Source organism: Paenibacillus sp. TC-CSREp1 (genome assembly GCF_050171015.1).
GTDB lineage: Bacteria > Bacillota > Bacilli > Paenibacillales > Paenibacillaceae > Paenibacillus > Paenibacillus silvae.
The window spans coordinates 1-15526 of sequence record NZ_JBNOKM010000020.1; the positions used below are offsets into that span (position 1 = coordinate 1).

A 15526-nucleotide genomic window follows, 5' to 3' on the forward strand; every position below is an offset into this window, starting at 1 on the left:
AACACGACCGTTAAGCCCTCTAGCGCCGATGGTACTTGGACCGCAGGGTCCTGGGAGAGTAGGACGCCGCCAAGCAACGGAAGACACACTTGATGATTATCTGGTGTGTCTTTTTGTTTTTTTATGATGAGTATGATACGACGATACAGGACATGTCTTTCCGTTTGGACTTTTTATATACATAAAATACTGCTCTTTCCTTGGACCAAGCTGTGATACAATAGGTGGGGTCTATATAAAAACGGAACACGCATATGTACGAGGAGGAACAGTAACACCATGAAATCAGCCCCGTTTATTGCCGTTGAAGGTCCGATTGGAGCGGGGAAAACAACGTTGGCTACGATGCTTTCCCAGGAATTGAACCTTCCTTTGGTTAAAGAAATTGTTGAGGAGAACCCATTTTTGGCCTCCTTTTATCAAAATATTGACGAGTGGAGCTTTCAACTCGAAATGTTTTTTCTGTGCAACCGATTTAAACAGCTGGAGGACACGGGCGCACATTATATTCAGCAGAACAGCCCGGTTATATCGGATTATCATATTTACAAAAATATGATCTTTGCTGAACGCACTTTAAAAGGAACAAAGCGGGACAAATATCGTCAAATTTATCATCTGTTAACGGATGACCTGCCGAAGCCGAATCTGGTGATCTACATTGAAGCTGAGCTGGATACGCTGATGTACCGGATTAACAAGCGAGGGCGTTCGTTTGAGCAGAATATGGACCCGGCTTATATGAAGCAGTTGATCGCTGATTACAAGACAGGCATGAATGATTTGGCTAAAGGGGAAAATCCGCCCGTTATTCTTAAAATTAATGCGGAGCAGCTTGACTTCGTACAGCATCCTGAGCATTTCAGGCAGATCGTTAATCAGGTAAAGGAGCTTATGATATGAATAACTATGGCATTCCAGCGAATGCATTGATCACAGTAGCAGGAACAGTAGGGGTGGGTAAATCAACGTTAACAGCAGCGCTCGCAGAGCGTTTGAATTTCAAAACATCTCTGGAGCAGGTTGATCACAATCCTTATTTAGAGAAGTTTTATCATGATTTTGAACGCTGGAGCTTTCATCTGCAAATTTACTTTCTCGCAGAGCGCTTTAAAGAGCAGAAGAAAATTTTTGAAATGGGCGGCGGCTTTGTACAGGATCGTTCTATCTATGAGGATACGGGCATTTTTGCACAAATGCATGCGGATCAGGGAACGATGTCGGCTACTGATTTTGAAACTTACAGCAGCTTGTTTGAAGCAATGGTGATGACACCTTATTTTCCACACCCGGATGTTCTCATTTATCTGGAAGGCAGTCTGCCTTCCATTCTGAACCGGATTACGGAACGTGGACGTGAGATGGAAATTCAAACGGACCGTTCATATTGGGAGCATATGCATGAACGCTATTCGGTGTGGATTAACCAGTTTACGGCGTGTCCTGTGCTGCGGCTGAACATTGATGAATATGACGTGCATGATCCGGCTTCGCTGGATGCTATTTTGGAGCAGATTTCGGCTGTTATACAGCCTTCCAGAAAAGCTCAGGTATAATTAAATATATTGATCCTCTAGGTCAAGACAAGAGGAAGCAGACATCTCTTTTACGGTGAAATCAGGCTGTAGAAGGGGTGTTTTTTGTTAGATCAGCAGCGAATTTGAGAGCATTAGGTGAGACGACATGTTCAGATAAGACTGCATATGGGTAGAAAAAAGTAGAAAGTTGTTGAAATTTGAAGCTTTATGTGGTTTTATAGTAAAGGTGAATTCTGGAAAATCAGTATTAGCATGACTCAGGAGGGAAAGACATCGTGGAAGAAAAGCAAGGAGTTAAAATCGGGATGCCGATCATCGGCGGTTTGATTGCTGCCATACTGGGAGGTGTGGTATGGGCTGCGGTTGCAGCTATGACGGAGTATGAGGTTGGACTTATCGCCATATTGGTAGGGGTGCTGTGTGGTTACGCCGTAGTGCTGTTCTCCAACAAACAAATTGCGACGGTACACAAAATTATTGCTGTAGTTTTCTCACTCATCGGTATTTTGCTGGGCAAATATTTGACGGTTGTATATTTTACAGCTCAGTTGTACACGGATATGAGTATGATGAATCTGGTGTTTAACGGAGAAATGATCAGTGCATTTGCAGAAACATTCACGGAATATTTCAGTGAGCCCATCGATCTGTTGTTTGTCGTTCTGGCTATCGTCTCCGCATGGCAGATTCCAGGCCGGATGGCGAAAACAAGCATGGCTTCAGAAGCGTCAACCTCGGATCAAACACCTAGAGCTTAACATAGGTCAGGTTGAATTCGGAAGTGGAAGCATAGATCAAGATTCACCAAGAAGATATTAAAAAGTATTCGGAGTGCGTCCCATCCGTAGGGATCACATTGCGGCCGTAATACGTTTAGCTTCTAAAAGGATTAGGACGTTACGCCAGGGGCGTACGTCCTTTTTTGATGTGAGGGCATTGTTCTGAATGGGAAGATGAAACTGCATGTATGATCGCAGCAGGTTTACCTCCTAGAGTATGGAGCAGGAGTGCAGTATGTCCTTGGAAGCTATTCGTTGCGGTCGGCAAATATGGCCATCGCTTGGCACATAAACTGTGCCAGTCCCTCGCCAAACTGATCCATATTTCGAGTGAAGCGTTCATCCTCTACATACATTTGCCCAAGTCCTTTGAAGGCAGCTGGAGTGTAGTTTCCAATCTGATTCAAATACATATACCATTGCTTGATCTCGGCCTGTGCTGCTGCGGAATCAGGCGCTGTGTGGCGAAGTGCTGCCAAGCGTGCAAAAATATCGTTCATTTGTTTAGCCAGTTCTTTCTGTTTGTTCGCAGGTTGCTGCTGTAATTTCTGGTTGGCCTCATTCACGGCCTGATCTCCCCAGCGTTCGCGCGCTTCTTTTTCGTAAGGGTTATGGCTGAAATCGAAGCCGTGGAATTGCTCTTTGGCAGTCATCTTAATTTCTCCTCTCAGGTGTAATACGGTTTTATCAATGGTTGCAATCATCTGGTCCAGACGCTGACGTTTTTCGAGCAGAATGAGCTTGTGCATATGCAGTGCTTCCTCCGCGCTGAAGGTCGGGTCATCTATAATATTTTTAATTTCTTTCAGGGAGAAGCCCAGCTCTTTGAAAAATAAAATCTGCTGCAACCGTTCCAGATTGGCGTCGGAATACATGCGATATCCGGCAGCGGTAATCTCGTCCGGGACAAGCAGCCCGATCTCGTCATAGTGATGCAGTGTGCGCACACTGATGGAAGCCAGTTCAGAGACTTCCTTAACCTTCATGGCCATGAGTAAGACCTCCTTACAACATGAATTGTACAGTGTCACGTTGCGTGAGAGTCAACATGTATTTTTCGGAGGTGAGCTGTCGATGAGGGGATTATATATGAGGTGCTTGAGAGGGAATTATACATGATGTATTTGAGAGTGATTATATATGAAGTACAAGAACAGTAAAAGATTCATCGTTTAGATGGCTGGTACTGAAAGGTTAAGGATGCAGCACCGCACGGCTGCATCCTGGTTTGTGGGTGTGTGGGGAGCGCGGCTATGCCTGCTCCCCAAGCGTGATCGCAGCGAGCTGTGTAGCCGCTGCGCGCACATCGGCCGCACCCGCGATGGCGGAGATGACGGCTACGCCGTCGGCTCCAGCCGCCATCACGGCGGCCGCGGTATCGGGCGCAATGCCGCCGATACCAACCACCGGAACTGCGATGCCTGCGGCGCGCAGTTCCGCAACCCCGGCGGGGCCCAGCACAGCGTGGGCATCCGCTTTGGAGCGCGTCGGGTACATCGGCCCGACGCCAAGATAGCTTGCGCCCGCCTGCACGGCACGGCGGGCTTCAAGGGCGGAGTGGGCGGATACGCCAAGCATCCGCCCTTCGCCAATGCGGGCGCGCACCAGCGCCGCGTCCGCATCGCCTTGGCCGACATGCACGCCGTCGGCCTCCACCTGCACAGCCAGCTCCATATCATCGTTCACGATGAACGGTATCCCGTGCTGGCTGCACACCTCGCGAAGCCGCAGCGCAAGCGCTGTGCGGGCTTCGCCTGCCAATGCTCCAGTTCCCTTCTCGCGGAACTGGAACATCGTAATGCCGCCAGTAATCGCCTGGCGCAGCACCTCCACCGGGTCACGCGTCGTATTGATGCTGCCCATTACCAAATACAGCCGCAGCGCGCGGCGCACCGTCTCTGCATCCCATACCCGCATTAGCGCTCACCCCGCTGTCTGCGCTGGTACGCAAAGTGATTCGTTGGTCCGTGCCCGGCCCCGATTCCCAGCTCATCTTCGATGGCTGCCTGGATAAACGCTCGCGCGGTTGTAACGGCAGCCACAACAGTCGAACCCTTGGCCAGTTCGGCCGTAATGGCAGCAGAGAACGTGCAGCCTGTACCATGGGTATGCCGTGTGTCTACCCGAGCATTCTCCAGATAATGAAAAGACTGCCCGTCATACAAAACATCCACAATCATGCCGCTTCCCGCATCATGTCCCCCTTTGATCAAGGCATATGCTGTGCCCATCTGCACTAATCGCTTTGCGGCTTCTTCACGTTCGCTCAGACTGTTAATGCTCATGCCTGTGAGCAGCTCCGCTTCGGGAATATTGGGCGTGGTAATCAAGGCATGAGGCAAAAGCTCCTCAATGAGAGCTTGTACGGCCTCCTGCTGGAGCAGCGGCGCTCCGCCTTTGGCTACCATTACCGGATCAATAACCAGATTGGACCAGCCGTATTGCCGCCATTTGCTTGCAACGAGACGAATAATCTCGGCACTGTACAGCATGCCGGTTTTGACTGCATGTGGTTCAAAGTCTGCTCCCGTCGAATCAAGCTGCTGGGCTATGCCGGCATAACTGATGGGGAATACACCTTGGACACCTGTTGTGTTCTGTGCCGCAATGGCTGTGATCACCGTCATTCCGTATACTCCAAGCTCCTGAAAGGTTTTGAGATCTGCCTGGATACCTGCACCACCGCCGTTATCGGCACCTGCTATTGTCAAAGCCTGGGTTATATTCATCTTGCACCTCCGCGGATCTGACGGATCTGTGAATGTTCTGATACGAACTCGGGTGTCACCTTCGCAAGCTGGTTTAACAACTCCATCTGGAAGCTGCCTGGACCCTGCTGAGCTGTAAGGGCGGCAGCTTGTTCGGCTGCAACACCGTAAAAAGCAACAGCCTCGACAATGCTGTTCAGTAAATCATCTCCCGGCCGGGCAACTGCTGCAAAAGCGCCAACGACCGAGCTGAGAAGGCATCCCGCGCCGGTGACCTTCGTAAGCAGTACATGTCCGTTGCTGATGAGAAACGTCTGATACCCATCCGTAACGATATCGTACTGACCCGTAATAACAACAATACATGCAAGCTGCTGTGCAGCCCGTTCCGCGATGCTGATCCGGTCTTCTTCACCTTCCCCGGCATCCACACCTTTAATACTCCAGGGTACACCTATGACATGAGCAACCTCGGCAACGTTCCCGCGCAATACAGTAAGCCGAAGGTCACGAACAAGCTGCTGCACCGTCTCCGTGCGATATGCAGTTGCCCCGGCACCGACAGGATCAAGCACAACGGGTACATGATGCGCATTAGCGGACTGTCCTGCCAGCCGAATGGCTTGAACTACCTTTTCATCTAATGTACCGATGTTCAGCACAACTGCGCCAGCGATACTTGCAACGTCAGCAACTTCTTCGTGAGCATAGGCCATGAACGGAGAGGCTCCAAGGGCAAGCAGGCCATTGGCAGTGAAAGGGGCTACCACCAGATTTGTAATGTTATGAACCAAAGGATTAAGTGCACGTACACGCTCAAGATAAGACAACGTCATTACCTCCTTGATCTAAAATGAATTGCATGGTGAGACAAGCTGGTATTTACATCCAGACCATTACATCGAAGAACTTGCAATACGGCTTATTCACACATGAATCCCGATGAACATCCGTTTTGTACCCAGATTTTCTAAGGTCATACAAGGGAAAGTTGTACACTCATCTGGCTGTTATCCTCCCGATCGCAACGGCCTCTGTAACAGCTTTTTTGTACAGCTTGTGTTCGAGCTATCGCTTCCCTTACTTTGAACTTCGTTCAAAGCCAAAAGCAGCTCCATTTTGATCATTAGCTCCGGCAATTTATCTACCGTTTTTAAGGTTCATACGCGGCGAGAGCAAGTCTTTAACGAATTCCCGTCCATGCCCATGCGATGAGAAAACAAAAAAAGCCCCACTCATTTCCAGAGGAAATGAGCGAAGCTATAGAGGTTTTACCAGCATGGACTCTGCCAAATCAATGGAGAATCCTTTATCCACAAGAGCTGCTCCACTTCCCTCCGCTGGTATGATCCAGATCAGGTTCAAAGGGTCCGAATGATATATTCGTCTCAGCCGTAAGGCTCCCCCAGTGTGATGTGCAAAATATGCAGTTATGATCCAAGCATATATCACATGCGTCCAGAATGTAAAGAGGGCATGAGACTTGACGCTTGTTTTGGCAACGCTGCGGTTTACCGATTTACCTTCGCTCGTTAACCCGATATAATGGGGATTGGCCCATATGGCCGCATAAAGAATGAGGGCAGGAACTGTTTCACTTTCCTCCCGGCAGAATGGGGACCCTGAGTTGAAAACGTTCAAGAAAGTATATATCGAGATCACAAGCATCTGTAATCTGGCATGCAGCTTTTGTCCACAAACGAAAAGAGCCAAAGGCTTTATTGACCCTGAAGTGTTTAATCATATATTGGATCAGATCAAACCGCACACCAAACATATTTACCTGCATGTCAAAGGCGAGCCTTTGCTGCATCCCAAAATCGACCTGCTCCTGGATTCCGCTCATGCGAAGGGATTCAAGGTTAACATTACAACCAATGGTACACTCCTGCCAAAGACACAGCATAAACTGCTGGGCAAACCTGCATTGAGACAGATGAATTTCTCCCTGCACAGCTTTGACGGACATGAGGGATCAACGGATCGTGATGGTTATTTGCGCAATATTTTGACTTTCGCTCGTGAAGCTGTGAAGCATAATGTTATTATTTCGTTCCGGCTGTGGAATCTCACACAGGATAACTTTACGAATGCCCAGATGAATCGAAATCGGGAAACGCTTGAGGTGCTGGAGCGTGAATTCAATCTGGACTTCCGTATTGAGGAAAAGGTCGTTCCGGGCAGCGGTGTCAAAATTGCACCGAATGTATATCTGAATCAGGACCACGAATTCCAATGGCCAAGTCTGGATGCACCGGAAGATGACGGAAAAGGCTTTTGCCATGCGCTGCGCAGTCAGGCTGCGGTGCTGGTGGATGGAACGGTTGTTCCATGCTGCCTTGATGGTGAAGGTGTTATTAACCTTGGCAATATTCATGAGCAGTCTTTCTCCGAGATCGTTGATGGGGAGCGGGCCAACAATCTGGTATACGGCTTTTCGAAACGGGAGGCTGTGGAGGAACTGTGCCGCAAGTGTGGATATCGCCAGCGGTTTGGCACGGGTGCTTGAGGCTGGATGACTCTATGCCCTTCGGATTTTGACCGATTTGAGAGATGAGACCCTATTGTCTGTAAGCAGCCAATAGGGTCTTTTCTGTTATTTTGCGCTCATGAACAAGGGGTAAAAGCAGCATACTGCTAGTTAATATCGGTACATATTAATAAATGCGAATTGTAGAAAGCTGAGACCACATCTGTATTACTACCGGAATTGGTAAATCTAATCCAGGGATTATTCCTGTAATCCTCCTTTTTTTGTAGGATTGAATCAGGTTCCGAACAGGGGGTGTGCCGTTTACCTCAAAAAGGTTCCTGTAGACAAGCCAGCGGCTTGTTCAACGAAATACTCAAATCAAGGGAGGATGTTGATGATGAAAAAAATGTTAACGCTCTTGTTGTCTGCCGGTCTCGTTGCTTCTGTATTTGGTGTAATGCCTGTTGCGGCTGCACCGACCGTCGTCAATTCAACCATCGTGGTACCAAAGGGCACGACTTATGATGGGCAGGGAAAAACGTTTGTAGCGAATCCCTCTACATTGGGTGACGGTTCTCAAGCGGAAAATCAGAAACCTGTATTCCGGCTGGAAGCAGGAGCTACGTTGAAAAACGTTATTCTTGGTGCACCTGCAGCGGACGGTGTGCATTGTTACGGCAGCTGTAATATTTCCAACGTTGTATGGGAGGATGTAGGCGAGGATGCATTGACATTAAAATCTTCAGGGACCGTAAATATCACTGGCGGTGCAGCATATAAAGCCTATGATAAAGTGTTCCAGATCAATGCGGCAGGCACCATTAACATCAAAAATTTCCGAGCGGATGATATTGGCAAGCTGGTACGGCAAAATGGAGGTACGACCTTTGCGGTTAACATGACGCTGGACAACTCCAACATTTCTAATGTTAAAGATGCGATTATGCGTACGGACAGCAGTGTATCTCAAGGGAAGATCACGAACACCCGCTATTCCAAAGTACCAACCTTATTCAAGGGCTTTGCTTCGGGTAAAACGAGCCAGTCAGGAAACACACAGTATTAAACTGCACTTGGCGTAATGATCAAAACAAATGTAATGGCATAGGTGCTTTAGCTGATTTGCTTCAGCAGGCTTGAACTTTTTATTATTGATATATCGCTAGTAAACAACATGTCAAAAACAGGATGAAGCAGAGGAGATGCTGCTTTATCCTTTTTTTGACTATCTTCTTCTTTGAGCTTTTGAACGGACACTTATTCGGTGATGCCTTACAAATTGGTCTAAGAGTTCATTTTATACCTAGCTGATGTCAATCAGGTAGCATCTGGTAATGTAAAAAAAGAGGAAATATATATATTGTTATAATGGTTGATATACTTAAACTGAGGGGTGTTATTAAATGCTAAGAGGTTTGTCCCTAACATTTAGATTCCCTTTATGTTCAATTTATGTTAATTTTCATGAAATCGATATATAATTCATATTACATAGGAGGTGATAATATGGCAGGATGTCCATCAGGATGGACTTACACTAGTAAATGTAACGATCAATATTCATGCAATCTTAATCAAGTGTGTAGTACCTTACCGGTTGTGGAATATACTTGGTACAGACATGAATATTACAGATGTAGAAACAACAAAACGGGTGAAACTGACTGCTTTTGGGCAGATAGTCACTATTCACAGTGTTGCTAATGAAAAAAAACTAGTAGGATATACATACACTACTAGTTTTTTTCATATTCATTGATAATGTTAGTCCATATTTTTAGGATGCAGCAGATTTCCCTCATTGGAGCTACTGCTGAGCCAGCTAGTAATAAGCTTTTGAGCATACTCCAAGTCTTCTGGATCAAGATCATAATACCATGTAGTGCCTCTTATTTTGCCATTACCCTGTAACATGTAATTTTCAAATTTCGGAGCAGAATTCTTCAAGTAAACTGTTTCTGCTAAATTCAGAATAAATTCAGAATCCATATTTGTGGTGAAATTGGAACCCGCAATATCAATTAATTCTGGAATTTTGGATATATTTTTCATTTCTAATGCTTTATCCATTAAGGAACTGATAAAAATTCGCTGGCGTTCGGTACGCTTAAAATCAGAATCTTCACGATAGCGAACATAGCTCAAAGCGTCCGCACCATAATAGATTGGCTTATTTGGCTCTACCCTTAACTTTTCATGAATTGGATTTTTATTTTCAATAACCTCAGTTATCGGAAGTTTTACTCCACCTATGGCATCAACAATATCTTTCAGTCCGTTAAAATTTATTGCAGCATAGTAATTCACTTTGTTTTTTAAAAGATTTTCGACTGTATCGATGCTCATTTTTGCTCCACCATGTGCATATGCAGAATTTATCTTTGATGTAACCCCTCTCCCTATAATATCGGTATAGGAATCCCTAGGAATGGAGATCAATAATATTTTATCATCTTTCGGTCGAATTACAGAATAAATAATAGTGTCTGATCTACTAGGTTCTCCTTCACGTTGGTCTATACCAAGGAGAAGTAAGGAGAAGGGCTCACTTAACTCTATTTTGGGACTTTTGACCTCATATCCGACTGGTTTATATGATTTATTTAATGTTGTCTTAACCTCTTTTTTCAACACTGCATTAAAAGCAAAAACAGATAATTCTTTTCTAAACAAGTAACCAAAACCACAAAGAAGAAGAAGTGTTGTAAGTGATATTACAGCCCACTTTGTTTTGTTAATTTTTTTACGTTTGTTTCGTTTTTTTGACTCCATGAAAAGCGTCACTCCCTTAAATGATTATTAAAAATGAAAAGCGGGTTCTAAGGATGCAAAAAAGCCTCTTAGAACTCCCCGCTAAGTCAGATGATATGATCACCAATTAGTATCTTCATAAATGAATTTAAATCGTCAAACTCCATTGAACTGATGACTCGATTGCTGTTATCTCTCTTATAACAATATGGTGTGCTAGGAACTCTATATTTTTGAACTAGCTCATTTTTAGAGATTGCATGAATAATAAATCTAGAATTATAGTAAGTATCAAGTTCCTTGACTTCCTCTTCCGAAGCGACAATGTAAAGTGCCAAATTAGGAAGCGCCTCTGTTTTTTCAGTACTAACCTGTTGGAGGGCTGTAATGACCTCGATGCAGTCTTGGCAAGTTAGTGATAGGAAAATTGCATTGTTATTTTCGTTGTAGTCTTGGCTAGGGAAAACTTCCCCTGTTTGGAACGGTTCGATTGAAGTTTCATTACCTTGTTGTGCATTTTTAAATAGTTGTTTGAACAGGCCCATTGTGTTCTTCCTCCATTTTTTGGCTGTGATATAAACTAAAATACTTGCCTCTTATATTCATAAGCTGATGATGTGTTCCTTGTTCTACTATTCTCCCATTATCCATAACAATTATTCGGTCAAAAAGTTTGCATAAATTTAATCTATGTGTGATAAAAATTAAATTTTTACTTCGTTCTTTTCGAATGAATGTATGGATAAATTTAAATTCTGATTCTGGGTCCAATGCGGAAGTTGCTTCATCCAGGATCATATAGTCGCAATCTTTATATAATGCTCTAGCTAAAGCTACTTTTTGCCACTGGCCACCTGAAAGTTGTTTTGCCCCCTCATATTCATACCCTAGTACCGTATTCAAATCAATATCAGGCAGAAGATTTGAGTAGTTTTTTTGTATTTCCTTAATTTTTCTTAAATTTGGATTATCTGAGAGAGAGATGTTTTCTCCTAATGTAAAAGGGTATTTCATAAAATCTTGAGTAACCATAGAAAACTTTGTGAAATATGACGTTGAATCTAAAGATTTTATATCTCTCCCATCAAAAAAAACTTTTTGCTCCTCAATATCATGTAATCCAGCAATAATTTTAGATAGAGTAGATTTTCCGGAACCATTACTACCCACAATAGTGAGTTTCTCACCAGTTTTAATTTTTAAATTGATTCCTTCAAGAGTATTAATGTTTTGGTTTGGATATTGAAAGCTAAGGTCTCTTATGTGGATGTCTCTAGAGTCACTGACGATACTATTCTTTGTCTCATTACCCATATTAGAATAATTCCCCAAAAAATCAACTAATTTCTTGGTTGATATATTATATTGTCTAATTTGTCTGTAGTAACTTGCAATCCCGTAAAAGGACGCTTCAATCATCGTAATTGCTGCTAAAAGGGAAATATAATCACCAAATGAGATTGTTTTGTTTATCAAGGTGAATATTAAAATAGACTGATTCAAAAGTAACCCTAAGTTAGATTGTATTCCTAGCATAAGTTTTTTAACGGACTCAAGTTTTTTATATTTTAGCGTTTGAATATTTTCTTCTCTATATGATTGATCCCAATGATTCAGGATAAAAGGTTTAGCGGCAAATATGAGTATCTCTTTAATAGCTAGCGGTGTTAAGAGAAGACCCTGAAGTATTGAACGTTTCCTTGAGACTTCTGTAGTTTGCTCAATATATTGGTATTCCTTTACTGCTAGTTTAGATTCATTAAGCAATTTAGGCAGATTGAGAAGAAGCACAATAAACGGAAGAAACCAAATCTTCTGAAATAAAATAACAAAATAAAAGGTTATGGAGAATAACAGACTAATAAACTGCAGAAAGGAAAGTGTTAAACTGGATATAGAGTCAAAACCATATTTTGCAACATTTAGATCATTTTGATATTTTGGTGTTTCAATTTTAGTAATCGTTTGTGGATTGATTTTACTTAGAAAAATGGTATCCAGATTGAAGCTCATTTGTATACGCACTTTATCTTGCATGTACGTGTTTATAATCTTTACGATATTTGTTCCAATGTACACACAAAAAAGAAGACTCATCCATAATATAACTTGTTGTGTGCTAATTTGATCACTGACTAAGGTGTCAGTTAGATGTTTAGTAGCTTGTATCTGACTCGTAGATAATATTGCTGTTAACAATCCCAGTATGAGAATCGTAAAATATAGTCTCCAAGAATTACGATGGACTTCTTTGCTAAGTATATTGAAATTCATATATTACCTCGATAAGTGTATTTGCAGAGGTTCTACTAAATCCCGGAATGAATTCATATCTTGAACAGAATGAGTAGTTAGGATTTTCATACTGCTATCAACTGCAAAACCTACAGGTAGAAATCTCATTTTTAGATATTTGTTCATTATGTGAGGGGGGACCAAATAAAGTTGGATGCGGTTTTTAAAATGATTAATTAGAACTTCGATACCCGCTGGATCTGAGTCTAGAAGGACTACTATATTTAAATCTTGATTTTCTTTTGTATATTCTTCGATAACTTCTAGTGTTTTTTCACATAAATCACAATGTGTACTAGCCAAAAAAAGGATTAAATGATCTTCCATTAGGTCATGTAAATTGGTGTGTTCTGAAAGTGGCATGTTCGGTAAAAAATCGTCAATTTTGAGAATATCTAAATCGTACTTTTCTAAAAATTTGGGTTTTTCCATCGTAATATCGCTCCTATGTTTTTATAATTTATTATATGAAGAATGTAATAATAGTTACATAAATAAACTCTAAATATTTAAAATAAATGTACAATATTGTCATAAATATAGACTTTTTGGCGAATGATATGTAATTATTATTAAGGGCAACAATTTACCACTAATTCACAAATGTAACCTTACGGAGAGATTTGCCACATTATTGAACTAGTTCAGTTACATGCTTTCATCGCTTTAAGTTGCATAAAACATTGATTTTTCGTGTATCTCTATCCTCAAGGAGAATTTGTTGCTCAGATTATATCCAGACAAATCGTAATACAACCAAAGGAGGGAGTACTTTGTCAATATTGATATGGAAAGATTATTCAGTTATGTATACACCAGAAATTAACAAAATTCTTCTGGAATCAGGAGAATTCATAATTGTTTCAGATATTCATTCGTTTCTTAGTGTTGATCATAGTTACGTCAGATGTATCATTCTAGATTCTCCTAGTTTTACAAAAACTGATTTTATATATTTTAGAAAAAACGTGAAACTTGGGATCAATATAATTATTGTTGATCATGAGTGGGACAAAGAATTACATAATCTATTCAGGAAGCTGTGCTATCAACTAAAAGAAAGAGACGTTATTTTCAATGAATTTACTTCTACAACGTTCTGTTGTGAGGAGTTAATCCAAATAAATCCAACGAATAGATCAATTACCATTAAAGGTAATACTGAAATTGAAATGACAAAAAAAGAATTCAACCTGTTTTATTTTTTATTTCAAAATAAAGGGAAACTTGTTAATACCGAAGAGATTATTAAAGGGGTATGGGCGGGAGTGACTTCCGAGGCCAATGTCTATATGACTATTCAGAAAATTCGAAATAAAGTAGAAATTAATCCCAAATCACCTAAATACTTAATCACAAAAAAAGGAGGAGGGTATATGTTTAAAGTTCCTAAAACAAATTTAGGGTAAATTTATAGATTTATACAAAAGAAAAATATACATTTAGGACGAAAACAATAGTTTATAAAGAGAGGAGGTTATCATAATGGCATGTCCTACTGGATGGAATTTTATTGGAACATGTACTGACTACTCTTGCAGCACATCTTCATGTGACAATCCTGCATATGCTGGATTTGTAATTCAATACAAGCATACTTATGATCGTTGCTCTCAAGGCGGGACTACGAAATGCTACTATGTTTCTAGTACTTTTGAAGATTGCGAGTGCAGATAATAAGAAAGTAACAAAGAACGCCTGCTAAATTTTGCAGGTGTTCTTTAATTACATTTGATATTGAAAATTTAGTAGTTTGTGCATTACTTACAACAGAGAAATGGAGCTTATATGAGAATTCTATTGTGGACGGATAATCTAAGTTTCCTAACATATGTACATTCCTTATTTAATGAAGCATCGATCATTACGATATGTAGTAAGAATGAGTTGAAAAAAGTTTATTTAGATAAAATTGAGAAAATAATTGTTCATTGGTCAGTTCTCAGAAAAGAATACGAGCTGCAATATCTGATTAATCTATATTTAAAGACTACGGCTGATATTTATTTGTATTATGATTCGACCAACTGTATAGAAAAATCATTTAGTATTCTAGGGAAAATGGGATTATTTGTACAAAGAAATGTATTGTCGACTGATGGAGATCGCTATGCCACAAAACTGTACCTTGATTTTGAAAGAAAAGCTGTATTGAAAAATGATGAATGTATTTATTTAAGTTCCAGAGAGTATCAGGTTCTTCAATTTCTCATTAATCAGTGTAACAGCGTTGTTTATACAACCGAACTCTTGAAATCGGTTTGGAATGGTTTCGGTTCCGAAGCTAATGTCTATATGACCATACAAAAAATAAGAAAAAAAATAGAAGTCAACCCTAAAAAACCGGAATATTTATTAACGAGAAGTGGCGGAGGCTACATTTTAAAATTATGAAGAAAAAATAAGATGGGGGAAGAGAATTCATGAATTTACCGCATAAAAAAATAGAGTATAGACCTTCAGTTCTTCAAGTTGGAGAACAACTACCGAATATTCTCATTCATGAGAAAGGAATTTATCTATATGATTGCATTAAAAACGAATACTTAATGGTCATACTACTAAGTGTGTCCTGCAGATCTTGTGAGAGTGCGTTAGAGTCACTGGTCGAATTCAACAATGAGAATAGAGATGCTAATGTTCTTATTTTAATTGACGCTCCAGAAAAAGATATCCAACTGTTACGAAGTGTTTTTGAAAGTTATCGTGTCTATTCGTTGAAGTCAGAGGAAATGAAAACTCATCTTCAAACAGGGACAATTCCATGGTTATACAGTATTAACAACGAGGGCCGTATCGTGAAGAGCTATGTTTGCGGATCGGATTATTATAGTCTATCTCTTCCTCCGTACGCTAGTTACTCCTAACAGGGTCATTCTCTTGTTAATACAGTGGTATGATCATTTTTTTATCGTGCCTAACTTCAATTAGTCAAAAGTGCACTAGCGATGTATACTTACTTATTTGTCAACCTAAGAAATG

The 15526-nt window shown here is 41.4% G+C and carries 15 protein-coding genes, 1 rRNA gene and 1 riboswitch; of the genes, 8 read left to right on the plus strand and 8 right to left on the minus strand.

Translation table 11 applies throughout. The features are described from left to right. The 4 genes from rrf to ACQSGY_RS25250 all read left to right on the plus strand — a co-directional run. Positions 1 to 75: ribosomal RNA gene (gene rrf / locus ACQSGY_RS25235) — 5S ribosomal RNA — on the plus strand; the annotation flags it as partial. A 204-nt stretch (positions 76 to 279) separates the two neighbouring features. Continuing rightward, positions 280 to 903 carry a deoxynucleoside kinase gene (locus ACQSGY_RS25240; protein WP_188594523.1) on the plus strand — a complete coding sequence of 208 codons (624 nt, stop codon included), beginning with the start codon at positions 280 to 282 and terminating at the stop codon, positions 901 to 903. After that, complete coding sequence (locus tag ACQSGY_RS25245) at positions 900 to 1556, plus strand: deoxynucleoside kinase (protein WP_188594524.1); 657 nt, start codon at positions 900 to 902, stop codon at positions 1554 to 1556. Before ACQSGY_RS25240 ends, ACQSGY_RS25245 begins: the two co-directional genes overlap by 4 nt. Before the next feature lie 257 nt (positions 1557 to 1813). Then, positions 1814 to 2296, plus strand: a complete 483-nt coding sequence (locus ACQSGY_RS25250; RefSeq protein WP_427181417.1) for a hypothetical protein — start codon at positions 1814 to 1816, stop codon at positions 2294 to 2296. 269 nt (positions 2297 to 2565) lie between these two features. Here the strand turns inward: ACQSGY_RS25250 and ACQSGY_RS25255 are convergent, their stop codons facing one another. The 4 genes from ACQSGY_RS25255 to thiM form a co-directional block, all read right to left on the minus strand. Beyond that, positions 2566 to 3309, minus strand: coding sequence for a MerR family transcriptional regulator (locus ACQSGY_RS25255; RefSeq protein ID WP_427181418.1), 744 nt, complete (start codon positions 3307 to 3309; stop codon positions 2566 to 2568). Positions 3310 to 3568: 259 nt separating this feature from the next. Continuing rightward, positions 3569 to 4234, minus strand: a complete 666-nt coding sequence (gene thiE, locus ACQSGY_RS25260; protein WP_427181419.1) for a thiamine phosphate synthase — start codon at positions 4232 to 4234, stop codon at positions 3569 to 3571. Then, complete coding sequence (gene thiD, locus ACQSGY_RS25265) at positions 4234 to 5046, minus strand: bifunctional hydroxymethylpyrimidine kinase/phosphomethylpyrimidine kinase (RefSeq protein ID WP_427181420.1); 813 nt, start codon at positions 5044 to 5046, stop codon at positions 4234 to 4236. Before thiD ends, thiE begins: the two co-directional genes overlap by 1 nt. Beyond that, a complete protein-coding gene (thiM, locus tag ACQSGY_RS25270) occupies positions 5043 to 5861 on the minus strand; it encodes a hydroxyethylthiazole kinase (protein WP_427181421.1) in 819 nt (272 codons plus the stop codon). Before thiM ends, thiD begins: the two co-directional genes overlap by 4 nt. Before the next feature lie 479 nt (positions 5862 to 6340). Continuing rightward, positions 6341 to 6442, minus strand: a riboswitch (TPP riboswitch). A gap of 210 nt (positions 6443 to 6652) precedes the next feature. Between thiM and ACQSGY_RS25275 the strand changes: the two genes are divergently transcribed. Together ACQSGY_RS25275 and ACQSGY_RS25280 are read left to right on the plus strand one after the other, a co-directional pair. Beyond that, entirely contained in the window at positions 6653 to 7534 is an 882-nt protein-coding gene (locus ACQSGY_RS25275) for a radical SAM/SPASM domain-containing protein (protein WP_427181422.1), read from the plus strand. Positions 7535 to 7895: 361 nt separating this feature from the next. Next, positions 7896 to 8564 carry a pectate lyase gene (locus ACQSGY_RS25280; protein WP_427181472.1) on the plus strand — a complete coding sequence of 223 codons (669 nt, stop codon included), beginning with the start codon at positions 7896 to 7898 and terminating at the stop codon, positions 8562 to 8564. 698 nt (positions 8565 to 9262) lie between these two features. Here ACQSGY_RS25280 and ACQSGY_RS25285 read toward each other — a convergent pair. The 4 genes from ACQSGY_RS25285 to ACQSGY_RS25300 form a co-directional block, all read right to left on the minus strand. Then, positions 9263 to 10270 (minus strand): LCP family protein, encoded by a 1008-nt coding sequence (locus tag ACQSGY_RS25285; RefSeq protein ID WP_427181423.1) that lies wholly within the window; start codon positions 10268 to 10270, stop codon positions 9263 to 9265. An 86-nt stretch (positions 10271 to 10356) separates the two neighbouring features. Then, positions 10357 to 10794 carry a hypothetical protein gene (locus ACQSGY_RS25290; protein WP_427181424.1) on the minus strand — a complete coding sequence of 146 codons (438 nt, stop codon included), beginning with the start codon at positions 10792 to 10794 and terminating at the stop codon, positions 10357 to 10359. Continuing rightward, positions 10769 to 12286, minus strand: a complete 1518-nt coding sequence (locus ACQSGY_RS25295; RefSeq protein WP_427181425.1) for an ATP-binding cassette domain-containing protein — start codon at positions 12284 to 12286, stop codon at positions 10769 to 10771. The genes ACQSGY_RS25290 and ACQSGY_RS25295 overlap by 26 nt, the downstream gene beginning before the upstream one ends. A gap of 240 nt (positions 12287 to 12526) precedes the next feature. Then, positions 12527 to 12976, minus strand: a complete 450-nt coding sequence (locus ACQSGY_RS25300; protein WP_427181426.1) for a hypothetical protein — start codon at positions 12974 to 12976, stop codon at positions 12527 to 12529. A 341-nt stretch (positions 12977 to 13317) separates the two neighbouring features. Here ACQSGY_RS25300 and ACQSGY_RS25305 point away from each other — a divergent pair, with 341 nt between their 5' ends. Together ACQSGY_RS25305 and ACQSGY_RS25310 are read left to right on the plus strand one after the other, a co-directional pair. Then, positions 13318 to 13953 carry a winged helix-turn-helix domain-containing protein gene (locus ACQSGY_RS25305; protein WP_427181427.1) on the plus strand — a complete coding sequence of 212 codons (636 nt, stop codon included), beginning with the start codon at positions 13318 to 13320 and terminating at the stop codon, positions 13951 to 13953. 478 nt (positions 13954 to 14431) lie between these two features. After that, positions 14432 to 14938 (plus strand): winged helix-turn-helix domain-containing protein, encoded by a 507-nt coding sequence (locus tag ACQSGY_RS25310; protein WP_427181428.1) that lies wholly within the window; start codon positions 14432 to 14434, stop codon positions 14936 to 14938. Positions 14939 to 15526 lie beyond the last annotated feature (588 nt).

Excerpts from the sequence above, each read along its gene's own strand:
- ACQSGY_RS25240 (WP_188594523.1), top strand. The coding sequence starts at position 280 with ATGAAATCAGCCCCGTTTATTGCCGTTGAAGGTCCGATTGGAGCGGGG.
- ACQSGY_RS25245 (WP_188594524.1), top strand. The coding sequence starts at position 900 with ATGAATAACTATGGCATTCCAGCGAATGCATTGATCACAGTAGCAGGA.
- ACQSGY_RS25255 (WP_427181418.1), bottom strand. The coding sequence starts at position 3,309 with ATGGCCATGAAGGTTAAGGAAGTCTCTGAACTGGCTTCCATCAGTGTG.
- thiE (WP_427181419.1), bottom strand. The coding sequence starts at position 4,234 with ATGCGGGTATGGGATGCAGAGACGGTGCGCCGCGCGCTGCGGCTGTAT.
- thiD (WP_427181420.1), bottom strand. The coding sequence starts at position 5,046 with ATGAATATAACCCAGGCTTTGACAATAGCAGGTGCCGATAACGGCGGT.
- thiM (WP_427181421.1), bottom strand. The coding sequence starts at position 5,861 with ATGACGTTGTCTTATCTTGAGCGTGTACGTGCACTTAATCCTTTGGTT.
- ACQSGY_RS25280 (WP_427181472.1), top strand. The coding sequence starts at position 7,896 with ATGAAAAAAATGTTAACGCTCTTGTTGTCTGCCGGTCTCGTTGCTTCT.
- ACQSGY_RS25285 (WP_427181423.1), bottom strand. The coding sequence starts at position 10,270 with ATGGAGTCAAAAAAACGAAACAAACGTAAAAAAATTAACAAAACAAAG.
- ACQSGY_RS25290 (WP_427181424.1), bottom strand. The coding sequence starts at position 10,794 with ATGGGCCTGTTCAAACAACTATTTAAAAATGCACAACAAGGTAATGAA.
- ACQSGY_RS25295 (WP_427181425.1), bottom strand. The coding sequence starts at position 12,286 with ATGCAAGATAAAGTGCGTATACAAATGAGCTTCAATCTGGATACCATT.
- ACQSGY_RS25300 (WP_427181426.1), bottom strand. The coding sequence starts at position 12,976 with ATGGAAAAACCCAAATTTTTAGAAAAGTACGATTTAGATATTCTCAAA.